The sequence below is a fragment of the Paenibacillus xylanexedens genome (genome assembly GCF_007676705.1).
GTDB classification, from domain to species: Bacteria; Bacillota; Bacilli; order Paenibacillales; family Paenibacillaceae; genus Paenibacillus; species Paenibacillus xylanexedens_C.
Genome location: NZ_VEBF01000002.1, coordinates 658,607 through 680,370 on the forward strand (window position 1 = coordinate 658,607; position 21,764 = coordinate 680,370).

Sequence of the window (21,764 nt, forward strand, 5' to 3'; positions counted from 1 at the left end):
ATCCCCACCCTTGAAAAAATGGATTAGTGCAGTGACCTGTACTCATTTTTTGCTTCAAGGGCCGATTTCATTCTCCTTACCAGTCGATTACATAATCGTCGCGTGAACTTCCTGCTTCATCGTTTGTACAGGTTTATTCTGTCCATCTACAAATACAACCGTTGGTTTGTGAGTATTTGCCTCTTCTTGAGACATCATGGCGTAAGAAATGATAATGACGTTATCTCCGGGCTGTACCAGACGTGCAGCAGCACCGTTAAGACATATGACCCCGCTTCCGCGTGGTCCTGGAATTACATAAGTTTCCAGACGTGCACCATTGTTATTGTTCACAATTTGCACTTTTTCGTTTTCCATCAGATCGGATGTTTCCATCAAATCCTCATCTATGGTAATGCTACCCACATAGTTTAAGTTGGCTTCCGTTACCGTAGCCCGGTGAATCTTGGATTTCATGAGTGTTCTAAACATGGGACAGCACCTCCGATTTTTGCAACCTTATATTGTCAATCAATCTTGTTTTTCCGAATTTCACGGCAAGTGCGATAAGCAGATCGTCACGTCCTTGAACTTCTTCCTGATCTGCGAGTGGCTCCAGACTAGGAAAAGCCTGAATCTCTGCGTAATCGATAACGGCAAGCGGTGAACTTGTAATCTGCTCACGCAAGATACGACGGATGTCTGCGGCGGTTATAGCCAAACCTGTATCTGCGGCTTCCTGGGCTGCGCGCAGTGCCTTTGACAGAACCAATGCCTGAGTACGCTGTTCAGCACTAAGATAGACGTTACGTGAACTGAGGGCAAGGCCATCCTCTTCGCGAACAATCGGACAAGGTATAATTTCTACAGGCATATTCAAATCATTCACCATCTGTTGAATGACAGCAACCTGTTGGGCGTCTTTCATCCCGAAAAATGCACGCTGAGGCTGTACGATGTTGAACAGCTTGGAGACTACGGTCGTTACCCCGTCAAAATGTCCTGGACGGGAAGCGCCGCATAAGCGCTCAGTCAATTGTGAAACAGATACCGTTGTCTGCGTTGCCTGTGGATACATCTCTTCAACCGAGGGAATAAATACGATATCAACCCCTTGTGAACGTGCTGTTTCCACATCTCTGGCTTCATCCCGCGGATAGCTGTCAAAATCTTCATTTGGACCAAATTGAATCGGATTAACGAATATGCTCAATACCACGACATCGCTCTGTTGTCTGGCTGCTTGCATCAAGCTTGCATGACCTTGATGCAGATACCCCATTGTCGGTACGAGACCTACAACGGACGCACTGGACCGAATCGCTTGACGCTTCAGGCTTAGCTCCTGTCTTAACTCTGCGATTGTCCGCAATACTTTCATGAGTTACTCTCCACCTTTTCCTTTTGTTGTCCATACAGTTGATCCAGAACACCATCCGCAGCGTTGAACACGTGCTCCTCGGCCGGGAATGAACGATCTTTAACTTCCTTCACGTAAGCTTCGATGCTGGTTCTGATTAATGTTCCCACATCTCCATACGTTTTGACAAAACGTTTAGGTGTATAAGGAGAGGCGTATTGAACCACATCGTGGAATACCAGCACCTGACCGTCACAACCTCTTCCGGCTCCAATCCCAATGGTAGGGATGGACAGCTCCTCCGAGATGGCCCGAGCGACTTCTTCCGTGACCAGTTCAAGCACGATACCGAATGCACCTGCCGCTTCCAGCGCTTTAGCTTCGTCCATCAGGCGTTTCGCATCCGCTGCATCTTTACCCTGAATCCGGTAACCACCGAGCTGGTTAACCGATTGCGGTGTCAGTCCGATATGTCCAAGAACAGGCACACCTGCTTGCACGACCGCTCTGACAGTGTCCGCTATTTCGACTCCGCCTTCCATTTTGACCGCATGGGCATGCCCCTCTTGCATCAGTCGACGTACACCCTTAAGTGTCTCATCCAGACTGCCATGATAAGTCATAAAAGGCATGTCAGCCACAATAAATGTCTTCTCTGCCCCGCGTACTACGGAACGTGTGTGGTACACCATGTCATCGATGGTCACCGGAAGAGTGGAGTTATATCCCAGCACTACATTGCCAAGTGAATCCCCTACCAGGATCAGATCGATACCTGCTTCCTCTGCAAGGAGAGCTGTTGGATAATCGTAAGCCGTGATCATACTGAGCGGCACGCCATCCTGCTTATATTTTTTCATTTTCACAATATTCAACGCTTGTTTGTTTGCCATTTTTTTTCATGGCTCCTCTCTTCTTTTCAAATAAACGCAACAAAAAAACCTTTTAGTTTTCCACTAAAAAGTCCCGAAAAGTCAAAAAAGAGTCACTTGCGATCGTCCCTTCTGTCTCGGTCCTCTTCGGCTCAGAGCAGAATCCAACAACTCACTTTACTTATTTCATACTTGTACTGCTGTCTGTCTGCCTGTGTAAAACACGTCAAAGCAGAACAAAGGTTACTTTTGCCGGAGTGCAATTCGGTCTGTATCAGCCGATATCGCCTCACGAACACAGTATACCAAAGTTCTGCTCAAACTTCACGTCTTATGTTCATTTTACCAGTGAAAATTCGACAAATGGCTACGATTTCCAGGAGACCTCACCAGAGATGACGAGTACATGTTCTCCATTATGTTTCTCCACAACAAGTGCTCCAGAAGGGTCCAAGCCGATTGCCTTCCCTTCAATGATACCTTGAGGATTCGTCACTGAAATCTCTCGATTCATCGATACGGACAGGGCCTCCCAAAGAGCTGAGATGACACCGAATCCTTCTTTTTGATACAAAAAATACAATTGTTCCAATTCCGTCAAAATGGCAGCCGTGAGCTTGGTGCGATCAACGGATTGACCCGTCTCCATCTTGAGCGAAGTAGCGATTGTAGTCAGATCTTCCGGATAATCCTCGGGATTAAAGTTCACGTCCACACCTATACCTGCAATACAGTATCTGACTTCATGATCTTCCACCGTAGATTCAAGCAATATGCCACACACCTTGCGTCCATCTATCAACAGATCATTTGGCCACTTGATGCCTGCATCAGCTCCTGTACAAGCTCGTACCGCACGACATACAGCCACACCTGCTAATAAAGTAAGCTGCGGCGTGTGCTGAAGTGGTAAATCAGGGCGCAACAGGACGCTCATCCAGATTCCTTTACCCGGAGGAGAGAACCACTTTCGACCAAAACGGCCTCTTCCCCCGGTTTGTTCTTCCGCAATGACTACAGCGCCTTCGCCCTGCCCCTGCTCAGCTAGCTTCAGAACATCCCCTTGGGTAGACAAGGTCGTGGTCAACAGAATGGCCTTACGGCCAAATACAGTTGTGTCCAGTGCCAATTGAAGGGCAGTGGCGTCAATGCTGTCCGGCTTGGTAACCAGACGATACCCTTTGCGGGATACAGCCTCGAACTCATAGCCCATGTCACGCAACTTGTTCACATGTTTCCACACAGCAGTCCGACTAATGGATAGATTACGGCTGATCTCCTCACCCGACACGAATCGTCCTTCAGCATTCAATAACATATGTAACAGATCTTCATGCTTGGTCATCTTGAACCACCCGCTTCACTTCTGCGCTTAGCGCTTCATGCTGATTCGCTATCGTTCCAATCGCCGTTTCTCTTAACAAATGTTTCATTAGTTGTCCCAACCAAGGTCCGCCTTTACGCTGCACCATCTGCAACACTTGTTCACCTGTGATATCCAGTTCTTTCAAGTCATGCACAGGGATGGATTGACTCCATTCGGCAGCAAGGTCTTGAACCACAACGACTTGCACTTCTGCCTGGTCAGACTGATTCCGCCACCCAGCTGGCAACAGCGACTGTATCTGAAGCCAATCATCCGCAGCCTGAACGCCGCAAGCCAGAACAGTAACAATCCAATCGGATCGCAAGCTGGCCGTGTCCTTCTGTTCCTGAACTGATGAATGAATCAACTGCTCTACCTGAAGAACTCCAGCGATCCGGGAGCGATGTTCATTGGAGAATGTCCACTGACGTAATAAAACATCTGCTTCATCTTTGCTAAACCCGCCAGCAATCAGGATAAGTGACCACCGAAGTAATACATGCTCGCCTGACAATTGTTCCAGATTGGATAACAACGTCTTGTTGAAGCGAGCTGAACTAACTGGCGCTTTAATATGTGCAAGCGCATCACTTCTGTATAAAAGCTCCAACCCTCTTAATGGATGCGGTCCCGACATCATTTTTACCATCTCGGTTCGTACCCGTTCCATCGCTATATGTTCAAGCAGGTCTCTCTGCCTAACAAGACCCTTCCACGTATTATGGGCGATTTTGAAATTAAATACCGAAGCAAACCGAACACAGCGAAGCATCCGGAGTGCATCTTCACCAAATCGTTCCAACGCAGAGCCCACACATCTGACTCGCTCTTCCTTAATATCTGCCTGTCCACCGAAGGGATCAACAATTGTCCCAGTGACGTCCATGGCAAGAGCGTTCATCGTGAAGTCACGCCGCTGTAAGTCTTCCTTAATATCCTGGACAAATTGAACCGCAGCAGGTCTGCGGTTATCCTGATATTCGGATTCTGTTCGAAACGTGGTAACTTCAAAGTAGTAGCCGCCTGAACGCACTGTCACCGTTCCATGCTGCAGGCCCGTAGGAATGCAATCATCGAACAATTCCATGACTTGCTGAGGAGAAGCTGATGTCGTGATGTCCATATCATCTACAACTCGTCCCAGCAATTCATCACGGACACAACCGCCCACCCAATATGCCTTGTAGCCCTGTTCATTTAATCTTGTGAGTACGTTCTCACTTTGAATTGCCATTTCACGATCTACCTGTGTCCATTGAACCACCACATATCACCTCTTCTCTTGCCTGTTGTGGTATGCACAGTATGATTTCGCCAAGCAAATGATTAACCGCAAACCGGTTTCAGATTTGGAACTTCCCTTCCCAGCACCCGGTAGTAAATCTGTTCATATTCATGCCGAATGGCATCATTGCAAAAATCATGATGGGCGCGCTGGAGACACGCCTCCCTGAACTCCGCAGCCAAACGGTCATCCGTCAACAAACGGATGGTGTTCTCGGCCATGGATTGTGTATCCCCGATTGCGGATAGGAAACCCGTCTTACCATGTAAGACCAGTTCCGGAATTCCTCCGGCCCGTGAACCGATCGTGGGTACACCGCAAGCCATTGCTTCGAGCGCCACAAGTCCGAAACTTTCCTTCTCCGATGGAAGCATCAACACATCCGCCATGGAGATGACCTGAGCGATGTCATCCTGTTTGCCAAGGAAATGAACCTTATCATTCAAGCCGAGATCATTAATTTTCCACTGCATCTTCGGCAAATCAGGCCCTTCACCAACAAATAGCAGTTTGGCTGGAACCTGCTCCTGTACCTGACGGAAGACCTCTACCACATCCTGAGTTCTCTTCACCGGTCGGAAGTTGGAGATGTGCATTAATATCTTTTCTTCTGGCGCAGCGAAGTCTCTCCGCAGACTGGCAGCATCCCGCGGATAATATATTCGTTTATCAATAAAATTATAGGTCAAATCGATTGGACGCTGAATATCCAGCAATTCTACCGTTTCACGAATCAAATCTTGTGACACTGCAGTGACCGCGTCACTTTCATTAATGGCCAGACGGATTAGATCCTTCAGAGATTCATCCTGAGCCAAAACCGTAATATCGGTTCCATGTAACGTGGTAACCACTTTGAGGCCATCCCCTACCATCTGTTTCGCGAGAAAGGCACATACTGCGTGTGGCACGGCATAATGAACATGCAGCAGATCCAGTTGCTGTGACTTGGCCACCTGAGCCATCTTGGTAGCGAGTGACAGATCATACGGAGGGTAACGGAAAACATAATAATCATTTACTTCAACTTCATGATAAAAAATATTCTTCTGGAACGTACCCAGTCTGAACGGGATACTGTTGGCAATAAAATGAACCTGATGCCCCTGTTCGGCAAGCAATTTGCCCAGCTCCGTTGCGACAACGCCAGACCCGCCGAGGGACGGATAACAGGTGATGCCGATTTTTAGCTTTTTATCCATCCTGTGGACGCTCCTTTGATCTCCCGCTTAAGCAGGTTGATATAATGCAACGGGATAATGTAACCCTTCGTTTCATTAAAAGTAAAATCTGAAATCGTTTATTGGGCACCCGAGCCAAATTGATGAACCACGTAAGGTGTAATTGTAGCAAAACCTTCTGCAAACGTGATGAGACTGCGTTGTCCGAGCAAGGAATCACGGGCTCTTACACGTTCAATATACCCTTGATTCAATGGCGTCGAGACCGCTCCGTCTCCCAGTTCGAATTGGGAACGATAACAGAGCAACGAAGTTTCTTTTTGCTCATAGTGTTCCGTAATATCCACAATCAAATCCGTAGGTCCAATGTCATTAATAAAGTAAAAATAAAGTTCCTTCACTTGTACGGCAGGCATGTCCGGCATGTAGTTCCGAAGCTTGGCATTAAATACAGCCTCCTGCACCAGCTTGCTGCAATTGACATGATCCGGGTGACGATCTTCCCAATAGGGAGCAAACACCATCCGAGGGGCATGACGGCGTATCTCAGCCGTTACCGCCTGAACATGCTCAGGCGTGAGATATAATCCCCGATCAGGCAGAGCTAGATTCGTTCGACACGAAAGACCGAGGACGCGGGAGGCTTGCTCCGCTTCCTCGGTTCTGCGCTCTACTGTTCCGTTGGAAGACATCTCAGCCCGAGTCAGATCACACACGCCTACTTTCAAGCCCGCAGCGGTATGTTTGGCAATGGTTCCAGCCATACCAATCTCCGCGTCGTCCGCATGTGCTCCAAAGATGAGAATATCCAGACTCATTCGGAATCACCTGAATTCAGTCCAGCCTCCGGCTTATATTTATGTACCAGTTCTCTCCAGCCGAAATCGCCACGATCCAGAGCCTTAACCAGGATTTCAGCAGTTGCGATATTTGTAGCAAGTGGAATCCCCTGCACATCACAAAGACGCAGCAACGCATTAATATCCGGTTCATGTGGTTGTGCCATCAGTGGATCGCGCAGAAAAATAATCAGATCCATCTCATTTTGCGCAACCAAGGCTCCAATCTGCTGATCTCCACCCAATGGGCCTGATTCGAATCGATGAATCTGCAACGAGGTTCCTTCCATAATACGAAGCCCTGTTGTTCCAGTCGAGTACAATTGATGGTCTGTAAAGACAGGCTCATATGCCGTCACGAAGTTAACCATCTCTTCTTTTTTGCGATCATGGGCGATAAATGCTATTTTCAACATGACAATCTCCTTTAGTCGATAAAGTGATCAAATCCGTAGATGAGTCCTGTATATTCCATAACCTTTTGTACGCCAATCTTAACACCAGGCATATACCCCGCACGTTCATAGGAGTCATGCCGAATTTTAAGCGACTGGCCATAATCTCCGAATACCACTTCCTGCTGCGCAAATACGCCAGGTAGTCGTACACTGTGAATTCGGAAGCCATTGTAATAACCGCCGCGTGATCCTTCAATCGTTTCTTCCTCATTCGGATTACCTTGACGAAGTTCTTCACGATTAGCAGCAATCAGTTCCGCTGTTTTGATCGCTGTTCCTGAAGGAGCATCCAACTTCTGGTCTCCGTGATATTCAATGATCTCCACATTCGGCATATGCTTGGCAGCCTGTGCTGCGAATCGCATCATCAAAATGGCACCGATCGAGAAGTTAGGGGCAATGAGCCCTCCGATTCCTTTGTCCTGACACTGCTTGTCCAACTGTTCGATCTGCTCCGGCGTGAAGCCGGTAACACCCATCACAGGTCTGACTCCATGACGGATCGCGATCTCAGTATGTGCAAAAGCATATTGTGGCACTGTAAAATCAACCATGACCTGCGGTTTTGTCTCGGCAAAGGCCATTTCGATATCATCAGTCACCAGTACTCCACACTCTGGCAAACCAACAAGTGTTCCGGCATCGGTGCCCGCTCCGGAGCGGTTGACTGCAGCTGCAAGCTCCAGTTCCGGGTCCTGAAGTACCAATTTCACGACTTCACGGCCCATTCGACCAGCCGCTCCGATCACGGCAACTCTTATTACTTCACTCATCTTGACTGCATCTCCTCGCTATATTGGATCATATGGTTGAATCCATTTCAACTTGACTTGGATATCCTTGTGAAATGAATTCTTATTGAATAGATTTCATACGTTGCTTGATTTCCTGTAACATCTGATGCAGCTGTCCGTTCTGAGGGTCCAACAAAATGGCCTCACGTAACACCTGAATTGCACAATCAAATTCATTTAAGTCACTGTAAGCCAGTGATAGCATGACATGAGCTTCTACTGAAAGAGGATCAAGTCTCACCGCTTCTTTCAACAGCGTAGACGCTTCCACATAACGCTCCTGTGTTGCAATCCCCCCCTGCTCCAACAACAGCTTGGCTCTGGAGGTCAATTGTTTCGCTTCCAATGTCTGCAGGTGCAAAATATATTCCTCTGTTCCTGCCGACATTTCAACCGCTTTGCGCGCATATTCAAGCGCCGGAACCAGATGATTGCTACGTGCGTGGGTAATGGAACAGCGATAATATAACTCCGCATGCTGCGGATGAGCATGAATGGCTGATTCGAACCAACGAATGGCCTGCTCAAAATCATTTTGCAATATACAGCGATAAGCCTGCTGCATATATTCTTCCGGTTTCATCATTAAGCTGACCCTCCCCGATCGGGTGATGGTACAGCATATGTAATCTACGCCTAATCGGTGTTTTTGGGAGTCCACCGATTGGCATCGCGGGTGTTAAATTTATGCATGACTTTATCGTGCGCCTCAGCCAGATCAATACCCAGCGAGTTCGCAAAACAAATCGTGATAAATAAAATATCTCCGAGCTCAAGTTCAATGGAATTGGCGGCTTCGGAAGACTTCTTGGGCTTCTCACCGAACTCGTGATTCACTTCCCTGGCAAGCTCTCCAACCTCTTCAGACATCCGGGCCAACATGGCCAGAGGACTGAAATATCCCTCCTTGAACTGGGAGATATACTGATCAACCTCACGCTGCATTTCTGCGATGCTTTTCTCCATGAGAACGGATTCTCCTTTTGAAATGATGTCGTATTTGTTCCTAATAATATCAGTTATTTAGATTCACTTCCACCATCATCAGGACAAATCATTTTTAAAGAATCAATAAACAGGTATACTAAGATGGGAATGACTGCTTCTCATTCTAATTCATCTACAGTGAGGGATCTTATGAGCACTGCCAAAACCTGGGTTCAAGTCAAACTGGTTCTGCCCATCCTGCTGGGTACAGCCTTATATGCCTTCGGGCTCCTCTATTTCATTATCCCCAACCAGCTTATGGAAGGTGGTCTCACCGGGGTTACGGTGCTGATCAATTATGCATTCGGCATATCACCTTCACTCACAACGCTGATTCTTAACGTTCCTCTATTTCTGATTGGGCTTAAAATTTTGGGCGGCAGACAGATGATCTATACCGGTATCGGGATTGGGGCATTGACCGTTTTTCTGTGGTTGTTCGAGAAATTGATTCATTGGGGCTGGATTGAACCATTACATACCGAGAATGATCTCCTGCTCGCAGCCCTATATGCAGGTGTTACCCTTGGAGCCGGTCTTGGTATTGTATTCCGTTGGGGCGGAACGACGGGCGGCTCAGACATCATTGCTCGTATTCTCAACCGCAAGTATGGATGGAGTATGGGGCGAGTATTACTGGGCATTGATTTCGTCATTATCGGGCTCTCTCTCATCTACATCCCCAAGGAAAAAATTCTGTATACGCTCGTAGCGGTATTTATCGCCTCCAAAGTCATCGACTTTATTCAGGAAGGTGCATATTCCGCCCGGGCATTTATGATCATCAGTGACCATGCACCGAAGATTGCGGATCAGATCACACGGGAGATGGATCGTGGTGTTACCCTCATTCCAGCCATTGGCGCATACTCTAAACAGGCCAAACACATGGCCTACTGTGTTATATCCCGACAAGAGTTCAGGCGGTTGCAGACGATTGTACGTTCCATTGACCCCAGAGCTTTTGTCATCATCAGCGATGTTCACGATGTACATGGAGAAGGTTTCAAAGAAAGTTGATGTACTACACAGAAACTACAAGAAAACCTCTTTTCGCATGAAGAGCCGTTATAGTGGCTGTTTATGTGAAAAGAGGTTTTTTTAATATACGAGGATCAGGGATCAGGTTCATGTCCTATTAGCGCCGAAAAGGAAATATACCCTGCTGCTGTGCACGATATTTACGGTACCCGGCATAACTTAGCGTTGCCACAATGACCGAACTAATAAGCAACCCGGCTGCCCTGCGATCCGGACCCTGTACAAACGGTACAAAGGCACTCTCATCCTTCTCGCGACCAAATAACTGGTTCACCAGTTCCTCACCATGGCCCACCATGCTCTTTAACTGAGCTAGATCTGGCTGCTTTGCAGTGGTAAGCCCCTTGGTATGAGATAACCAGGCATCCATCTGAGCAATCTCATACGGTTCACGGCGAATCAGTGCGGCAGGACGAATCGTCTCGTAATGCTCCTCCAGAACGGCGTAGCGGTTTGCCAGTACGGCCGCAGTTTGCCCCTGATTTGTAGCAGCAGATAAAGCATCCAAATCGTTTTTCACGATTTTATAATACTGCAGCCATAACGGCTTGCTCGGATTTGCGAGACTATCTGCTGCAAGTCTTAGTTTGGCAGAGGACTGCTGAAGAGAAGCATCATCATTCTTCACCTTCACAATGGCTTGTTTCACTTCAACTATGGTTTCGGACAAGGCATGAATGCCCTCTACTGTCGTTTGTCCCTCAAAAGAGATATGCTCCAGACTTTTACTGATGCGCAGAATGCTTCCTCGCACTTCTTCAATATTGTTCTCGAGTGCCTGACGATACAATATGGCTGCTTCTTCATTCAGTTGTGCAATTGAATTGCTTGTGGACACTTGCTGATCTGAATTCGAATTCAATCCTTCACTGTGTGCGGATACACGATATGCTAAGTTCGTCCACAGCAGCAGAGCCATGAACGATACCACCAATAAGCCAGTCTTGATCCTGAACGTTCCCTTCATGGACATCCCCCCCCACCATCAATGTATGGCGGCGGGCAGTTCCTTAGAACAAGCTCAAGATCGGATATCAGGTTCGTTTCGCTTGTCTCAGCGCAAGCCAGGCACACAGTATACTCACCAGCGTCAGCCCGAAAGTGAAATTGCGTACGCCATCTACATGATCGTAGAGGGAGGCGGGCAACCAAGGGTAAATATCATATGTATAATCCATCGTATCGTTCAAAAGCGTCCAAAGACCTGCAACGACAAGGGCTGCCCAGCGGAAGCCGAAAAACCGCACATATATAAGAGCTTCAATTGCCATCGCACTATGCGAAGCAATCAACATCCAGTCTTGCCAGTGCTGTGTACCCCCTTGCATCCACCCGGCGAAAATAATGGATACGGCCCACACGCCATATTTCACAGATGTGACCACGGCAAGCGCCTGAATCACATGTCCAATCCGTTTGATAATGATGGACCTTGGTGGATACAGGATCCATAGCAACGCTAAGGTGAAAAACAAACTCGCCGTCGGGCTATCCGGCACAAATACGATCTGCCACACCGGTTGCTCGGCCAGCGTCATTTTCATTTGATCACCGTACCAGATGTATCCGTACACTGTTCCTACTGCATTACACCAAAACAAAAGCCACAGAAAATAACGGTTGGTCAGAAATTCCCTACTCCAGAAAAACGATAAAGCCACATTCCCTGCCCCTTCCTTCATCATATGTTGCGCACAATTGAGTGCTGTCCAAAAAACACTTCAAAAAACCTGACCGCATAAACGATCAGGTTTCATTGGTTATTTCGATTTTACTGTTCTGCTTTCTGTTTCGCAAGCCATTCGGCCAGATGAGTAATCTCTTCATCCGTAACACCTTGAGCGATGGCATTATTGTACTGAGCAGGCATCTCGTTGTAGCCTTCTTTGATAATGGTGAGAATCTCTTCCTGACTGTGCTTGTCACCCACACCCCGAAGTGAAGGTCCACTTGCGCCCTTCATATCAGCCGCATGGCAGCCAATACAGCCGGCCTTCTTGTACGTTTCCATTGCAGGGTCATCCTGCTCCACGATGGCCACTTCCTCTTGCTGTCCAGGTGCATTGGAAATGGGTGGAAGCCCCTGTTCATGCCTCTCCAGCGCTTCTTCCTCACGCTGAATGTGTTCAGGCTTCTGTCCTGTCGCTTCAAGCTCATGCTTGTAGTGCGTCCATGCCACGTTCGTCAGGTAAAATACTGAAATGACCGATAGTATCATCAACGATGAAGCAATAGGACGTTTATAGAAACGTCGCTCCTTGCCTGTGTCCAGGAACGGTGCTAGCAGTAAAGCTCCGAAAGCGACCCCACTGACTCCCAGTACCCCGAGCAGGACGTAATCGCCTGATGCGTATGGATACTTCAGATACTGATACAGAAAAAGGAAGTACCAGTCCGGCATGGGAATAACGGATGCGCTCGGATTGGCCGGATATCCCAAAGGTGCAGGTTCTGAGATCGTGAGAACCAAAATCCCTACCAATACAACGACACCAACCATCCATTCTTTCAGCAGGAAGTTGGGAATAAAGGCTTCTGATTTGCCGGGATACGCCGAGTAATCAGGCGGGGTAATGAATCCCGCCCCTTTACGGACGCGTGAGTCACCGACAAAGATAACCTTTTCCTCATCATCCTTCTTATGTCCGTGAGCCATTGCGATTCCTCCCTTCTCAGTTTATAGTGGTCCCGAAATGCCCTGTCTGCGGATCATGATAAAGTGTCCGACCAGAAGCACCAGAAGCACAGCGGGGAGGAAGAATACGTGCAGGGCAAAGAATCGGGTTAGTGTCTGTGCACCAACGATCGTACCGCCTTGCAGGAATTCTTTGATAATTGGTCCCAGCCAAGGAACCGTGTTGGCAATCTCCAGTGTTACTTTTGTTGCAAAATAGGCTTTGTTATCCCATGGTAGCAAGTACCCTGTGAGCCCCAGGCCCAACATGACGAAAAAGATCAGCATGCCGACAACCCAGTTCATTTCTCGCGGTGCCTTGTAAGAGCCTGTAAAGAACACACGCATCGTATGTAAGAACATCATTACGATAACCAGACTGGCTCCCCAGTGGTGCATGCCGCGAACAATTTGGCCGAAGGCTACTTTGGTCTGCAGATACTCCACACTTGCGTAGGCATTGATAATATCAGGTACGTAATACATGGTCAGGAACATGCCTGACAGAATCTGAATAACAGTAATAAAGAACGTCAATCCACCAAAGCAGTACACGAATGCGGAAAAGTGATGAGCCGGATTTACATGCTCTGGAACTTCATGATCCGCAACGTCCCGCCAAATTGGCGTGATGTCGAGACGCTCGTCAATCCAGTCATAGACATTTTTAAACATCTGCGTTCACGCCTCCTAATTCACTCGGGTGTTCGGAACAATGTCGCCCAGATATACCCAACCCTGCTCTTCCTTAACTACGTACTCATCCAGCGGTTTGGGGGCTACGGCAAGATTCTTCCCTTCCTTGTCATAGTGCGCGCCATGGCAGGGGCAATGATACTCGTCAGGATAACTTTTGTCACTATTCCAGCCCACTGTACATCCCAGATGTTTACAGATAGGTGAGAGCGCATAAATTTTACCCTGCTCATCTTTGCGAATCCAAGCCACCAACGATGCATTACTCAGATACCAACCATCCTGTTGTTGAAGTTCAAAGGTGAATTCTTGAGGTTCATTCGTAATTTTGCTGATTTCAGCTACTTTGACAGAGGTGCCTTCTCCCTTATGCTGCAAAATCGGGTCCACCGCAAAACGGACCATGGGAAGAATTGCACCGGCGGCCATGTAGGCTGTAGCTCCACCAAGCGTGTACGTCAAAAACTGCCTGCGTGACATCTCCATGCGGCTTGGCAATTTCATCGAAGCTTCGTGCTGGTCATGCTCACTGCTCATACTGTCTCCAACCCCCTTTTTCAGCCAACTCTCTCAAACGTTTTCATTTTCATAAATTCCACGACTTACTAGAACATACATAATCATATAGTAGCCCTAGAACACCGTCAAGAATTTGTCACACATTTTTAAGGTTCAATTGTAAGCGTTATTAAAAAAGTGTTGTAAAATTGTCACATTTGTCACATAAAACTCACTTTTTCCACAACTCTCGTATTTTCTCCCCGACATATCTCGCAATCCCCTCTTCTCCGATCTCACGAGTTAATGTTAATCGGCTCAAAACCAAATCAGCAGATGGAATTTCCACACCCTCAAACTGACCATCAGATGACATAATAACCACATATTTGAATCCTGAAGATTTAAGCTGGGCGGACAAGGAATTTAATGTCATTGACATTTGCGAATTAGCATAATGAAAGGCTGGATAAGTCATGATTCTCCCTTTGAAAGGAATTTCGACCATATCCAAAAAATCTCTCAGCCGCTCCAGTGCCTCGGTAGCTTCAACTGGCGACTGCTCACCGCTAAGAGCTGTGTATGGAATAAGGCATGTATCCAGATAGAGTTGCAGTTCAGCCCAGCTGTCTTGAGTCATCTCACTGAATTTCAATTCCCTATATCCCCTTTCTATCCATTTTATTCCCATATTATATATGAGCATATCTTATAAATCCAGACAATCATTTTGGAATTACACATATCAAAAAAGGGAACACGCATCTGCGCATTCCCTTTTATCTCAGAAAAGATGTATTTAGCCCATCAGTTTATGGTCCTCAGTTCATCCGTCAGACTCCGGAAAGCTACTTCGTCTCCGGTAGCTAACGCTTTATCGATTTCCAAATAGAGCTTCTCGCTGCGCTGTTTGCGAAGCGCTTCGTCCCACACCATCTCAGCTGCTAGCCCCAACATGACTTCATACGTAACTTTCATTTTATCCAATAGGATGCACCTCCAAAACGGATTTAAGAGCTCCTATATTCTTTCCCTTTGGTAACATAACCCAGTGAAGTTCTGGACATCCGCTCCAAATCAGCATCAGTCAACTCACGTATCACTTTGGCAGGTGTCCCCAAAGCAAGAGTATAGGGCGGTATTTTACTATTTTCAGTAACTACAGAACCGGCGCCAATCAGCGTATATTCGCCAATGTCGGCTCCATTCAGCAGAATGGCTCCCATGCCAATCAATGACCCTGTTCCAATACAACAACCATGAATGATCGCTGAGTGTCCTACCGAAACATCGTCTCCCAAGATCAAAGGTTGGTCTGTGTTGACATGCCCAACAGCATTATCTTGAATATTACAGCGCTTTCCAATGATTATAGGAGCCAAATCAGCCCGTAGGACTGCATTGAACCAAACGGAAGACTCTTCTCCCATTCTCAAATCACCGATCAGTTTTGCACCTTCAGCTATGTATACCGAAGGATGTAACTGAGGTTGTATACCTTTGTATGGAATTATCATTCATATCACTCCTTAATTTGGGAGTGATTTTAGCAACTTGTCCTTCACTTGTCAAACATAATGGGTGTCGTGTCTCCTGAGATGGAGCGACAGGATGCAGCAAGACGCGTACCCCAAGCTGTCATCTGAACAGTCCGGCCTTCTTCGTGTTCCCCAATACGGACCATGCCAAGATGCAACATCATTTTAATAATTCTGTTATCATATATGGCCTCGGCCGTATCATAATAGAACGGCTGAATGAATGGACCGATCTGTCGAAACAGTGACTCGGCGGTTGACCATTCAGATGCACATTCGCCTGTCCAATACACAATAGAGGACAGATTTGGAATAGCGCCTTTATATAATCTTAACCAAAACCTAAATAGCTGTATCATTTCAGCTGTTTTCTCAGCCCCCAGCTTGTCTTCTCCAGCTGGCGATAACCTCAGTGTACCTTGCTCTTCGCGAACCAGCCGATGGTGAAATGCATAGTCGTAGAGAAGGGCGAAACGATCCGGATAATCCTTGAACGAACGGCCATATCCGAACCTCCAACCGGCCTTGCCTACCAATTCCTCGCTGATGTGCAGATGCTCCATAATCTGCTGTTGAGAGCGGCGATACATCATACCTTCAGCGTTAAGGGCAATTTCATGCTGCTGAACAAACTGCAGGAACAACTTGAGATCGTCCGCCAAGAGATGATACTCATCCCGATACATGGGGGGTTCCGTTGTTTTCGTAATCCCTGTTCGCAAATGAGTGGATAGGACATCCCTGAATCTTAATTTCAGATCCTGGGGTACCTGATACAGATATCTGGTCTGCTGCGTCGTCCCATTGAACAACCATCCACTTTTATTGAAGCGGACGATAAGATCACGTGGACTTGCTCCAGCCTCACTCTCCTTTTTATCCATCGATTGACGAGCTATGGCAACGAGTTCTTCCATACCATAGTACTGGCGAGGATCGAACAACAAGTTGTTCAAGAAGCGCTGATCTGCTTGATTCAGTTGACGTACCTGCTGCTCAAAAAAGGGTCTGCTGCCCAATGTGGTGAGAATACTCTGGATGAGTTCATGTTTGGAGTTGGGCTTGCATTCACATTGGTAATAGTCTGCTATTCGATTAAGCTGGCCAATATCGGCAAAAGTAAGCATATCCGCTAGATTCATGGGTCCATCGCCTCGCCCGTTAACTACTTCGGCTGCTGATTCGGGGCCTGAAATAGTTTGGTTTTGTAAACATCGTTGACGGAATTCCCACAATCTAAACCTCTTTTTGGAAATCTTTTATGTTTTAAAATCATACTATGCCTCAAGTTGGTTAATCAGAAGAAAAATGAGAGGTTTGAAATCATATAAAGCCTTTCTTTCCCCATAAAACGCAAAAAAACAACCCAAGTTGGATTACTCAGGTTGTTTCGCTGTGTCTAGAGACAGATGTCGTGTACAATTATATAACAGCGGACTCCAGTCATCACGTTCCTTCTCCAGGATCGTTAGTGACAGGTTTCCAATCCGTTCTGTATACCGATCTTTATACAAGGCCGTTAACAGGTTGGCCAGAAAAGCTCCATGAGTGACTATAAGCACGTTTTGATCCGGATAGGCACACCATAGATCTTCCAGAAATGCCAGTGCACGAATCTGGATATCCGCAATCTGCTCCTGTCCCAGATCAAGCGTCTCCCAGGCTTGGCCCCAGCGGGCAACCCGCTCCTCTGAAGTCAGACCTTCAATCTGACCAAAAGCCCTTTCTTTCAACCGTGCGTCCGGTTCAAGCAAAGGTACATTCAACAGTTTGGAGATAATCTCCCCTGTTTTCTGTGCCCGTGATAATCCACTTGTGATGATATAGTCCCATTGGTATTCTTCCGTCAGCAGACGTCTTCCCAGGCGTTCGGCCTGTTCACGACCTTCTCCATTCAAAGGTATATCAGTCTGCCCCTGAATACGGCCCGCCGCATTCCAGTCTGTAAGACCGTGACGAATAAGCCCGATTCGCACTTACATCCCTCATTTCTCCACACGGCGAACGAAAGGTTATTACCTATGCACGCGCACCTTGTTTTCGTTTATTCGTTGTTCGATGCATACGTCCAAGAGAAAATAAAGCCATCCCTATTGCTAGTAAAGACAGGGCCATCCAATACTGAGGATAAGCGGGTCCCATGCTCACAACAAAAGGTTCAATGATGCTTCCTCTGTCCGCTCCAGTCATGTTGTACTGATACAATCCAGATGACGATGGTCCGCTTCCGGCAACCCCTGTCTCCAGAATACCTGTAGCAACAACCTTGGTTTGCTCAGCTTCTGATACATCTGGCTTAAACATTGCCATGTACAGAAAGCTGCATAAAAAAATAGCCAGGAACGCGGCAATCCACAAAGACATATGCTTGCGAATCGCAGCAGAGAAACGATTAACCTTTGCCTCTTCCGGCAGTAGCCATGGAGACTCCGCGTAGATCCGGTCCATAACGTTACGGTTTACTCTCTCTGCCTGTTGTTCTGTCACTGGAACCGGAATGCTGTGCAGCAAGATCTGAGCTTCTTCCCAGACCTCAAACTGCTCGGAGCACTCTTCACAACCAGCGAGATGAGCATGAAATGCAATCCGCTGAGGATGATTTTCCGGCAAGTCCCAGACCAGTGCAAACAGTTCCTGGGCTTCATTGCAATTCATCGGTTCTTCATCCCTTCATATGGCTCGTACACCGGTTCGAAGAAATAAGGTTCCAATTGAGTTTTCACGCTTGATCTTGCTCTGAATAATAGCGATTTCACAGAACTGACGCTCTGCCCAAGAATATTCGCAATCTCTTGGTAGTCTAGTTGATCATACTCACGGAGTATAATCGCAGAACGCTGCTTCTCCGGCAAATTGTTAATCGCATCCCTAACCAGCATCACCCGCTCGCTGCGTAGTACAGCATACTCCGGTGCATTCTCCGAAGGAGCAACGGGCACAATCCCGCTCTCTTCAAGTGGGACATTTCCGCTGCGCTGTTTGCGAAGCTCACTCAGTACCGTATTTCTCGCAATGGTGTATAACCAGGTTGAGAATGAGGCATCCACCTCACGGAAAGAGTGCAGACTGCGGAACGCCTTATAGAAAGTCTCAGAACAGAGATCTTCCGCAAGCAGCTCCATATTGGAACTTTTCAACATATGATATACGAAAGCCAGTATTTTACGCTGATAACGACTCATCAGCTCGGAATATAACTCCAGGTTACCTTCCTTGATCTCTCGAATCAACTGGGAATCCGTCATTTGAGTGCGACCCCTCCTCGCCCATCCATGTGCTTCTCCCCGTTCGACTCTATCCATGTATTACCGAACAGGCACAAAAAAGTTGCGGTTCTCACCGCATATAAACAGCGTTCAGCACCATAACTGGCCTTCCCGCCAAATTCCCCTATGTAATGGCAATTTCCCCAACGTTTCTACATAACAGTATTTATTGTACAACGGTCTGCATCATCCTGGCAAATCCATTGCTCTCCACAGAAACCCGACCTGTCATTCATATGCAGTGTTTTTCACGTTCATGACTTCATTTTGAGCCTTTTTGGTAGGCCTTGCTTATATAGACGAACGAAATTCTGAAAAGGTTACAAAAATGTGATATTTTTTTGATCTAAGGTATCCTAACAGATTAAGGAGGATGATGTAAAGAGAGAGAGGATGTAATAAGTAGTGTACATATTAACATATCAATATCTTTCAAATATCTTTTAAGACAAAAAAAAGACCGCTTACATAAGCGGCCATTGCTCACGTGGAGCAATACAGTTATTGGATAGGAGTGGAGAGAAACCATACTGTACCCTTATTATATGTATACGTTTTCATTTTGTCAACACTTTAAGTAAAATTGTTTGAATTCATTATAGCTTTCGGAAATTCAGGATAATAACTCCTTTTCCTTGTGGACAAGAATCAAATGAACAACTCCAATAAAACCTCACAAAAAAGAGGGCTTTCGCCCCCTATCTCGTCTTATATCCACACCTGATATCCCAAGGAATCCAGCAGAGTCTTCGCTCGTTCCATATCCTCTTCCTGACGGAAGGACAGACGCATGATCCCCGGCACATCCACCCGGTTCTCGATAATTTCCAAGTTGCTCAGGTTGATGTCATTCGCACCAAGCTCGGTTGCGATTTTACCGATCATACCAGGTGCATCCTGGACATCGGTATACAGATCAAATAACGGCGAAATCATGCCTTTACGTCGCTCTGGCAATACACTCCTGAACTCGCGGGCCTGACGGAATGCATCCTCAATGCCTTCACCATTCTGATGTTCCAGCATATCCGTGAAGGCCGTCATTTGGCTATTCCAGTCCTTGAGCAAGCCCAGCAGCACATCACGGTTGCTAAGCAAGATGTCTCTCCATACAATGGCGTCACTGGACGCAATCCGGGTAATATCCCGGAAACCGCCTGCTGCCAGCATTTTATACAGTGGATTCGATTCATTATATTGACGTACCTGATTTACCAATGCAACAGCAATAACATGTGGCAGATGACTAATCGCCCCCACAATGTCATCATGCAGTAGTGGCTCCACACGTACGATCTGTGCCCGCGTATACGCAAGAAGCTCAGACAACCTGCTGTACGCTTCCTCAGGCACATGTTCTGAAGGAGTTAAGACGTAGTATGCATTCTCAAACAACACGGCTGAGGCCGCATCTACGCCTGCACGCTCCGATCCTGCCATCGGATGACCACCAATGAAGTAAGCGTCGGTCAACCGCACATGCTCGGCACAAGCGGCGATGGAAGCTTTGGTACTGCCTACGTCCGTGATAATGCATCCTTTTTTCAATGGCAGCTTGGAGAGCTGTTCGAAATAGGATTCAAGCAAACCTACGGGCACACACAAAAAAATAAAGTCGGCATCCTCTACCGCTTCTTCCAGAGAGAGCGTAGCATCATCCACTACACCGCTCGCTATGTACTTGGCCTTCAGTTCCTCCAAATGGGCGTAGCCCATCACGGATACACCTGGCTTGCCTTTGAAGCAAAGCGCCAGTGATCCGCCAATGAGTCCTACACCGATCATTGCAATTTTTAGTTTCATGGGTCCTCACTCTTTCATCGCCAGTATTAAGGGCGTGCTACCGCCTTCTCAGCCAGCGTGTTCTCCAGTGCCGTGACAAATGCACGGTTCTGTTCTGATGTTCCGACGGACACACGAATGTATGTTGGATATACGTGGAATCCTGGGCGAACGATAATGCCTTGTTTGAGCAAGGATTGGAACGCCGTTGCCGAAGGCATATTCAGATCAACCATAATAAAGTTACCCTGCGAAGGGAAATACGACAATCCCAACCGCGTAAATTCATTTTGCAGAAAATCCCGATCCGCTGCATTCCGCTTCGAGCACTCTTGAACAAACTCCTGATCCAGTAGTGCAGCCGTTGCTGCCACCTGTCCAAAACGCGAAGTGTTAAATGGCTCACGTACACGGTTAATCAAATCAATAATTTCGGGACGTGCAATACCGTACCCAATCCGGAGCGAAGCCAAACCGTAAATTTTGGAGAACGTCCGCAGAATGACCAGATTCGGGTACCGTTCAATTAATGGCACACTTTGTGGATATGCTTCATCGGTTACGAATTCATAGTACGCTTCGTCCAGTATAACCATCACATGAGCAGGCACGCGGTCCATAAATGCGATAAGTTCCTGTTCGGAAATAATTGTTCCGGTAGGGTTATTTGGGTTACATACCCATACTGCTTTGGTCTTGTCATTGATTTGTGCAAGCATGGAGCTCAGATCATGCGTTCCATCCTTCAGAGGCACTTCGATGGTTACGGCACCTTCAATATCTGCATTGCTTTTGTATACGGAGAATGTCTGATCAGCCATAATGGTCTCGTCACCCGGTAAGAAGAAAGCTCTCGTGATCAAAGCAATAATCTCATCGGAACCACAACCAAATATCAGATTGTTCCGCTCCACGCCAAGATGCTTGGCAAGGACCCCTGTCAGCTCAACTGAGCTACCGTCAGGGTATATGCTTATATTAGTCATTTCTCTCGTAATGGCTTCCAGAGCGGCAGGAGAACTGCCGTATGGGTTTTCGTTGGAAGCCAGCTTGATGACTTGTTCAAGCCCCAGTTCACGTTTCACTTCTTCAATCGGTTTGCCCGGCTGGTACACAGGCAGATTGACAATCTGGGATTTCGGTTTCAA

The 21,764-nt window shown here is 47.1% G+C and carries 26 protein-coding genes; 1 reads left to right on the plus strand and 25 read right to left on the minus strand.

The genetic code is table 11. From position 1 onward, the window contains the following. Nucleotides 1-87 precede the first annotated feature (87 nt). The 11 genes from panD to FS628_RS12925 all read right to left on the minus strand — a co-directional run bounded on the left by panD (nt 88) and on the right by FS628_RS12925 (nt 9,100). On the minus strand, nt 88-471 hold the full coding sequence (gene panD / locus FS628_RS12875; protein WP_017687742.1) for an aspartate 1-decarboxylase: 384 nt from the start codon (nt 469-471) through the stop codon (nt 88-90). Further along, entirely contained in the window at nt 464-1,360 is an 897-nt protein-coding gene (gene panC, locus FS628_RS12880) for a pantoate--beta-alanine ligase (RefSeq protein ID WP_145322429.1), read from the minus strand. Before panC ends, panD begins: the two co-directional genes overlap by 8 nt. Beyond that, nucleotides 1,357-2,232 carry a 3-methyl-2-oxobutanoate hydroxymethyltransferase gene (panB, locus tag FS628_RS12885; RefSeq protein WP_145322430.1) on the minus strand — a complete coding sequence of 292 codons (876 nt, stop codon included), beginning with the start codon at nt 2,230-2,232 and terminating at the stop codon, nt 1,357-1,359. The genes panC and panB overlap by 4 nt, the downstream gene beginning before the upstream one ends. A gap of 346 nt (nt 2,233-2,578) precedes the next feature. Further along, nucleotides 2,579-3,556 carry a biotin--[acetyl-CoA-carboxylase] ligase gene (locus tag FS628_RS12890; protein WP_145322432.1) on the minus strand — a complete coding sequence of 326 codons (978 nt, stop codon included), beginning with the start codon at nt 3,554-3,556 and terminating at the stop codon, nt 2,579-2,581. Then, on the minus strand, nt 3,543-4,841 hold the full coding sequence (locus FS628_RS12895) for a CCA tRNA nucleotidyltransferase (RefSeq protein ID WP_260871026.1): 1,299 nt from the start codon (nt 4,839-4,841) through the stop codon (nt 3,543-3,545). Before FS628_RS12895 ends, FS628_RS12890 begins: the two co-directional genes overlap by 14 nt. A gap of 62 nt (nt 4,842-4,903) precedes the next feature. Then, nucleotides 4,904-6,064 carry an N-acetyl-alpha-D-glucosaminyl L-malate synthase BshA gene (gene bshA / locus FS628_RS12900; RefSeq protein ID WP_145322434.1) on the minus strand — a complete coding sequence of 387 codons (1,161 nt, stop codon included), beginning with the start codon at nt 6,062-6,064 and terminating at the stop codon, nt 4,904-4,906. A gap of 98 nt (nt 6,065-6,162) precedes the next feature. Then, on the minus strand, nt 6,163-6,861 hold the full coding sequence (gene bshB1 / locus FS628_RS12905) for a bacillithiol biosynthesis deacetylase BshB1 (protein ID WP_145322436.1): 699 nt from the start codon (nt 6,859-6,861) through the stop codon (nt 6,163-6,165). Next, nucleotides 6,858-7,298, minus strand: coding sequence for a methylglyoxal synthase (mgsA, locus tag FS628_RS12910; RefSeq protein WP_145322438.1), 441 nt, complete (start codon nt 7,296-7,298; stop codon nt 6,858-6,860). The genes bshB1 and mgsA overlap by 4 nt, the downstream gene beginning before the upstream one ends. Nucleotides 7,299-7,309: 11 nt before the next feature. After that, a complete protein-coding gene (dapB, locus tag FS628_RS12915) occupies nt 7,310-8,113 on the minus strand; it encodes a 4-hydroxy-tetrahydrodipicolinate reductase (protein WP_145322440.1) in 804 nt (267 codons plus the stop codon). 82 nt (nt 8,114-8,195) lie between these two features. Beyond that, complete coding sequence (locus tag FS628_RS12920; RefSeq protein ID WP_145322442.1) at nt 8,196-8,720, minus strand: tetratricopeptide repeat protein; 525 nt, start codon at nt 8,718-8,720, stop codon at nt 8,196-8,198. A 50-nt stretch (nt 8,721-8,770) separates the two neighbouring features. Beyond that, the gene (locus tag FS628_RS12925) at nt 8,771-9,100 is read right to left on the minus strand and encodes a nucleotide pyrophosphohydrolase (protein WP_017687732.1); all 330 of its coding nucleotides are present in this window, start codon (nt 9,098-9,100) and stop codon (nt 8,771-8,773) included. Nucleotides 9,101-9,271: 171 nt separating this feature from the next. Between FS628_RS12925 and FS628_RS12930 the strand changes: the two genes are divergently transcribed. After that, nucleotides 9,272-10,141 (plus strand): YitT family protein, encoded by an 870-nt coding sequence (locus tag FS628_RS12930; RefSeq protein WP_145322444.1) that lies wholly within the window; start codon nt 9,272-9,274, stop codon nt 10,139-10,141. A gap of 118 nt (nt 10,142-10,259) precedes the next feature. Here the strand turns inward: FS628_RS12930 and FS628_RS12935 are convergent, their stop codons facing one another. The 14 genes from FS628_RS12935 to hisC form a co-directional block, all read right to left on the minus strand. Further along, on the minus strand, nt 10,260-11,129 hold the full coding sequence (locus FS628_RS12935) for a sporulation protein YpjB (protein WP_186327807.1): 870 nt from the start codon (nt 11,127-11,129) through the stop codon (nt 10,260-10,262). 67 nt (nt 11,130-11,196) lie between these two features. After that, nucleotides 11,197-11,823 (minus strand): DUF1405 domain-containing protein, encoded by a 627-nt coding sequence (locus FS628_RS12940; RefSeq protein ID WP_145322447.1) that lies wholly within the window; start codon nt 11,821-11,823, stop codon nt 11,197-11,199. Nucleotides 11,824-11,933: 110 nt separating this feature from the next. After that, nucleotides 11,934-12,818 (minus strand): menaquinol-cytochrome c reductase cytochrome b/c subunit, encoded by an 885-nt coding sequence (locus FS628_RS12945; RefSeq protein WP_145322449.1) that lies wholly within the window; start codon nt 12,816-12,818, stop codon nt 11,934-11,936. A 21-nt stretch (nt 12,819-12,839) separates the two neighbouring features. Continuing rightward, nucleotides 12,840-13,511 (minus strand): menaquinol-cytochrome c reductase cytochrome b subunit, encoded by a 672-nt coding sequence (gene qcrB, locus FS628_RS12950; RefSeq protein WP_017687726.1) that lies wholly within the window; start codon nt 13,509-13,511, stop codon nt 12,840-12,842. Nucleotides 13,512-13,526: 15 nt separating this feature from the next. Beyond that, nucleotides 13,527-14,069: a ubiquinol-cytochrome c reductase iron-sulfur subunit gene (locus FS628_RS12955; RefSeq protein ID WP_145322451.1), complete on the minus strand. Its 543-nt coding sequence runs from the start codon at nt 14,067-14,069 to the stop codon at nt 13,527-13,529. 193 nt (nt 14,070-14,262) lie between these two features. Continuing rightward, nucleotides 14,263-14,685 carry a DUF2487 family protein gene (locus tag FS628_RS12960; protein WP_145322453.1) on the minus strand — a complete coding sequence of 141 codons (423 nt, stop codon included), beginning with the start codon at nt 14,683-14,685 and terminating at the stop codon, nt 14,263-14,265. A 152-nt stretch (nt 14,686-14,837) separates the two neighbouring features. Next, nucleotides 14,838-15,017 carry an IDEAL domain-containing protein gene (locus FS628_RS12965; protein WP_017687723.1) on the minus strand — a complete coding sequence of 60 codons (180 nt, stop codon included), beginning with the start codon at nt 15,015-15,017 and terminating at the stop codon, nt 14,838-14,840. A gap of 23 nt (nt 15,018-15,040) precedes the next feature. Beyond that, nucleotides 15,041-15,547 carry a gamma carbonic anhydrase family protein gene (locus tag FS628_RS12970; RefSeq protein WP_145322455.1) on the minus strand — a complete coding sequence of 169 codons (507 nt, stop codon included), beginning with the start codon at nt 15,545-15,547 and terminating at the stop codon, nt 15,041-15,043. 44 nt (nt 15,548-15,591) lie between these two features. Next, entirely contained in the window at nt 15,592-16,710 is a 1,119-nt protein-coding gene (locus FS628_RS12975; protein ID WP_145322457.1) for a hypothetical protein, read from the minus strand. A gap of 234 nt (nt 16,711-16,944) precedes the next feature. Continuing rightward, nucleotides 16,945-17,544, minus strand: a complete 600-nt coding sequence (locus tag FS628_RS12980) for a histidine phosphatase family protein (RefSeq protein WP_145322459.1) — start codon at nt 17,542-17,544, stop codon at nt 16,945-16,947. Nucleotides 17,545-17,587: 43 nt separating this feature from the next. Next, nucleotides 17,588-18,223 carry an anti-sigma factor family protein gene (locus FS628_RS12985; RefSeq protein ID WP_145322461.1) on the minus strand — a complete coding sequence of 212 codons (636 nt, stop codon included), beginning with the start codon at nt 18,221-18,223 and terminating at the stop codon, nt 17,588-17,590. After that, nucleotides 18,220-18,813 (minus strand): RNA polymerase sigma factor, encoded by a 594-nt coding sequence (locus FS628_RS12990; protein WP_062835180.1) that lies wholly within the window; start codon nt 18,811-18,813, stop codon nt 18,220-18,222. The genes FS628_RS12985 and FS628_RS12990 overlap by 4 nt, the downstream gene beginning before the upstream one ends. Before the next feature lie 729 nt (nt 18,814-19,542). Next, nucleotides 19,543-20,637 (minus strand): prephenate dehydrogenase, encoded by a 1,095-nt coding sequence (locus FS628_RS12995; RefSeq protein ID WP_145322462.1) that lies wholly within the window; start codon nt 20,635-20,637, stop codon nt 19,543-19,545. A gap of 26 nt (nt 20,638-20,663) precedes the next feature. After that, entirely contained in the window at nt 20,664-21,764 is a 1,101-nt protein-coding gene (gene hisC / locus FS628_RS13000; protein ID WP_145322464.1) for a histidinol-phosphate transaminase, read from the minus strand.

Bases quoted from the DNA above. Each gene is read 5' to 3' on its own strand.
- bshA (WP_145322434.1), bottom strand. From the start codon at position 6,064: ATGGATAAAAAGCTAAAAATCGGCATCACCTGTTATCCGTCCCTCGGC.
- FS628_RS12920 (WP_145322442.1), bottom strand. From the start codon at position 8,720: ATGATGAAACCGGAAGAATATATGCAGCAGGCTTATCGCTGTATATTG.
- panB (WP_145322430.1), bottom strand. From the start codon at position 2,232: ATGGCAAACAAACAAGCGTTGAATATTGTGAAAATGAAAAAATATAAG.
- panD (WP_017687742.1), bottom strand. From the start codon at position 471: ATGTTTAGAACACTCATGAAATCCAAGATTCACCGGGCTACGGTAACG.
- FS628_RS12970 (WP_145322455.1), bottom strand. From the start codon at position 15,547: ATGATAATTCCATACAAAGGTATACAACCTCAGTTACATCCTTCGGTA.
- FS628_RS12990 (WP_062835180.1), bottom strand. From the start codon at position 18,813: ATGACGGATTCCCAGTTGATTCGAGAGATCAAGGAAGGTAACCTGGAG.
- dapB (WP_145322440.1), bottom strand. From the start codon at position 8,113: ATGAGTGAAGTAATAAGAGTTGCCGTGATCGGAGCGGCTGGTCGAATG.
- FS628_RS12955 (WP_145322451.1), bottom strand. From the start codon at position 14,069: ATGAGCAGTGAGCATGACCAGCACGAAGCTTCGATGAAATTGCCAAGC.
- FS628_RS12890 (WP_145322432.1), bottom strand. From the start codon at position 3,556: ATGACCAAGCATGAAGATCTGTTACATATGTTATTGAATGCTGAAGGA.
- panC (WP_145322429.1), bottom strand. From the start codon at position 1,360: ATGAAAGTATTGCGGACAATCGCAGAGTTAAGACAGGAGCTAAGCCTG.
- FS628_RS12995 (WP_145322462.1), bottom strand. From the start codon at position 20,637: ATGAAACTAAAAATTGCAATGATCGGTGTAGGACTCATTGGCGGATCA.
- FS628_RS12985 (WP_145322461.1), bottom strand. From the start codon at position 18,223: ATGAATTGCAATGAAGCCCAGGAACTGTTTGCACTGGTCTGGGACTTG.
- FS628_RS12935 (WP_186327807.1), bottom strand. From the start codon at position 11,129: ATGAAGGGAACGTTCAGGATCAAGACTGGCTTATTGGTGGTATCGTTC.
- qcrB (WP_017687726.1), bottom strand. From the start codon at position 13,511: ATGTTTAAAAATGTCTATGACTGGATTGACGAGCGTCTCGACATCACG.
- FS628_RS12945 (WP_145322449.1), bottom strand. From the start codon at position 12,818: ATGGCTCACGGACATAAGAAGGATGATGAGGAAAAGGTTATCTTTGTC.
- mgsA (WP_145322438.1), bottom strand. From the start codon at position 7,298: ATGTTGAAAATAGCATTTATCGCCCATGATCGCAAAAAAGAAGAGATG.
- FS628_RS12930 (WP_145322444.1), top strand. From the start codon at position 9,272: ATGAGCACTGCCAAAACCTGGGTTCAAGTCAAACTGGTTCTGCCCATC.
- FS628_RS12925 (WP_017687732.1), bottom strand. From the start codon at position 9,100: ATGGAGAAAAGCATCGCAGAAATGCAGCGTGAGGTTGATCAGTATATC.
- bshB1 (WP_145322436.1), bottom strand. From the start codon at position 6,861: ATGAGTCTGGATATTCTCATCTTTGGAGCACATGCGGACGACGCGGAG.
- FS628_RS12975 (WP_145322457.1), bottom strand. From the start codon at position 16,710: ATGAATCTAGCGGATATGCTTACTTTTGCCGATATTGGCCAGCTTAAT.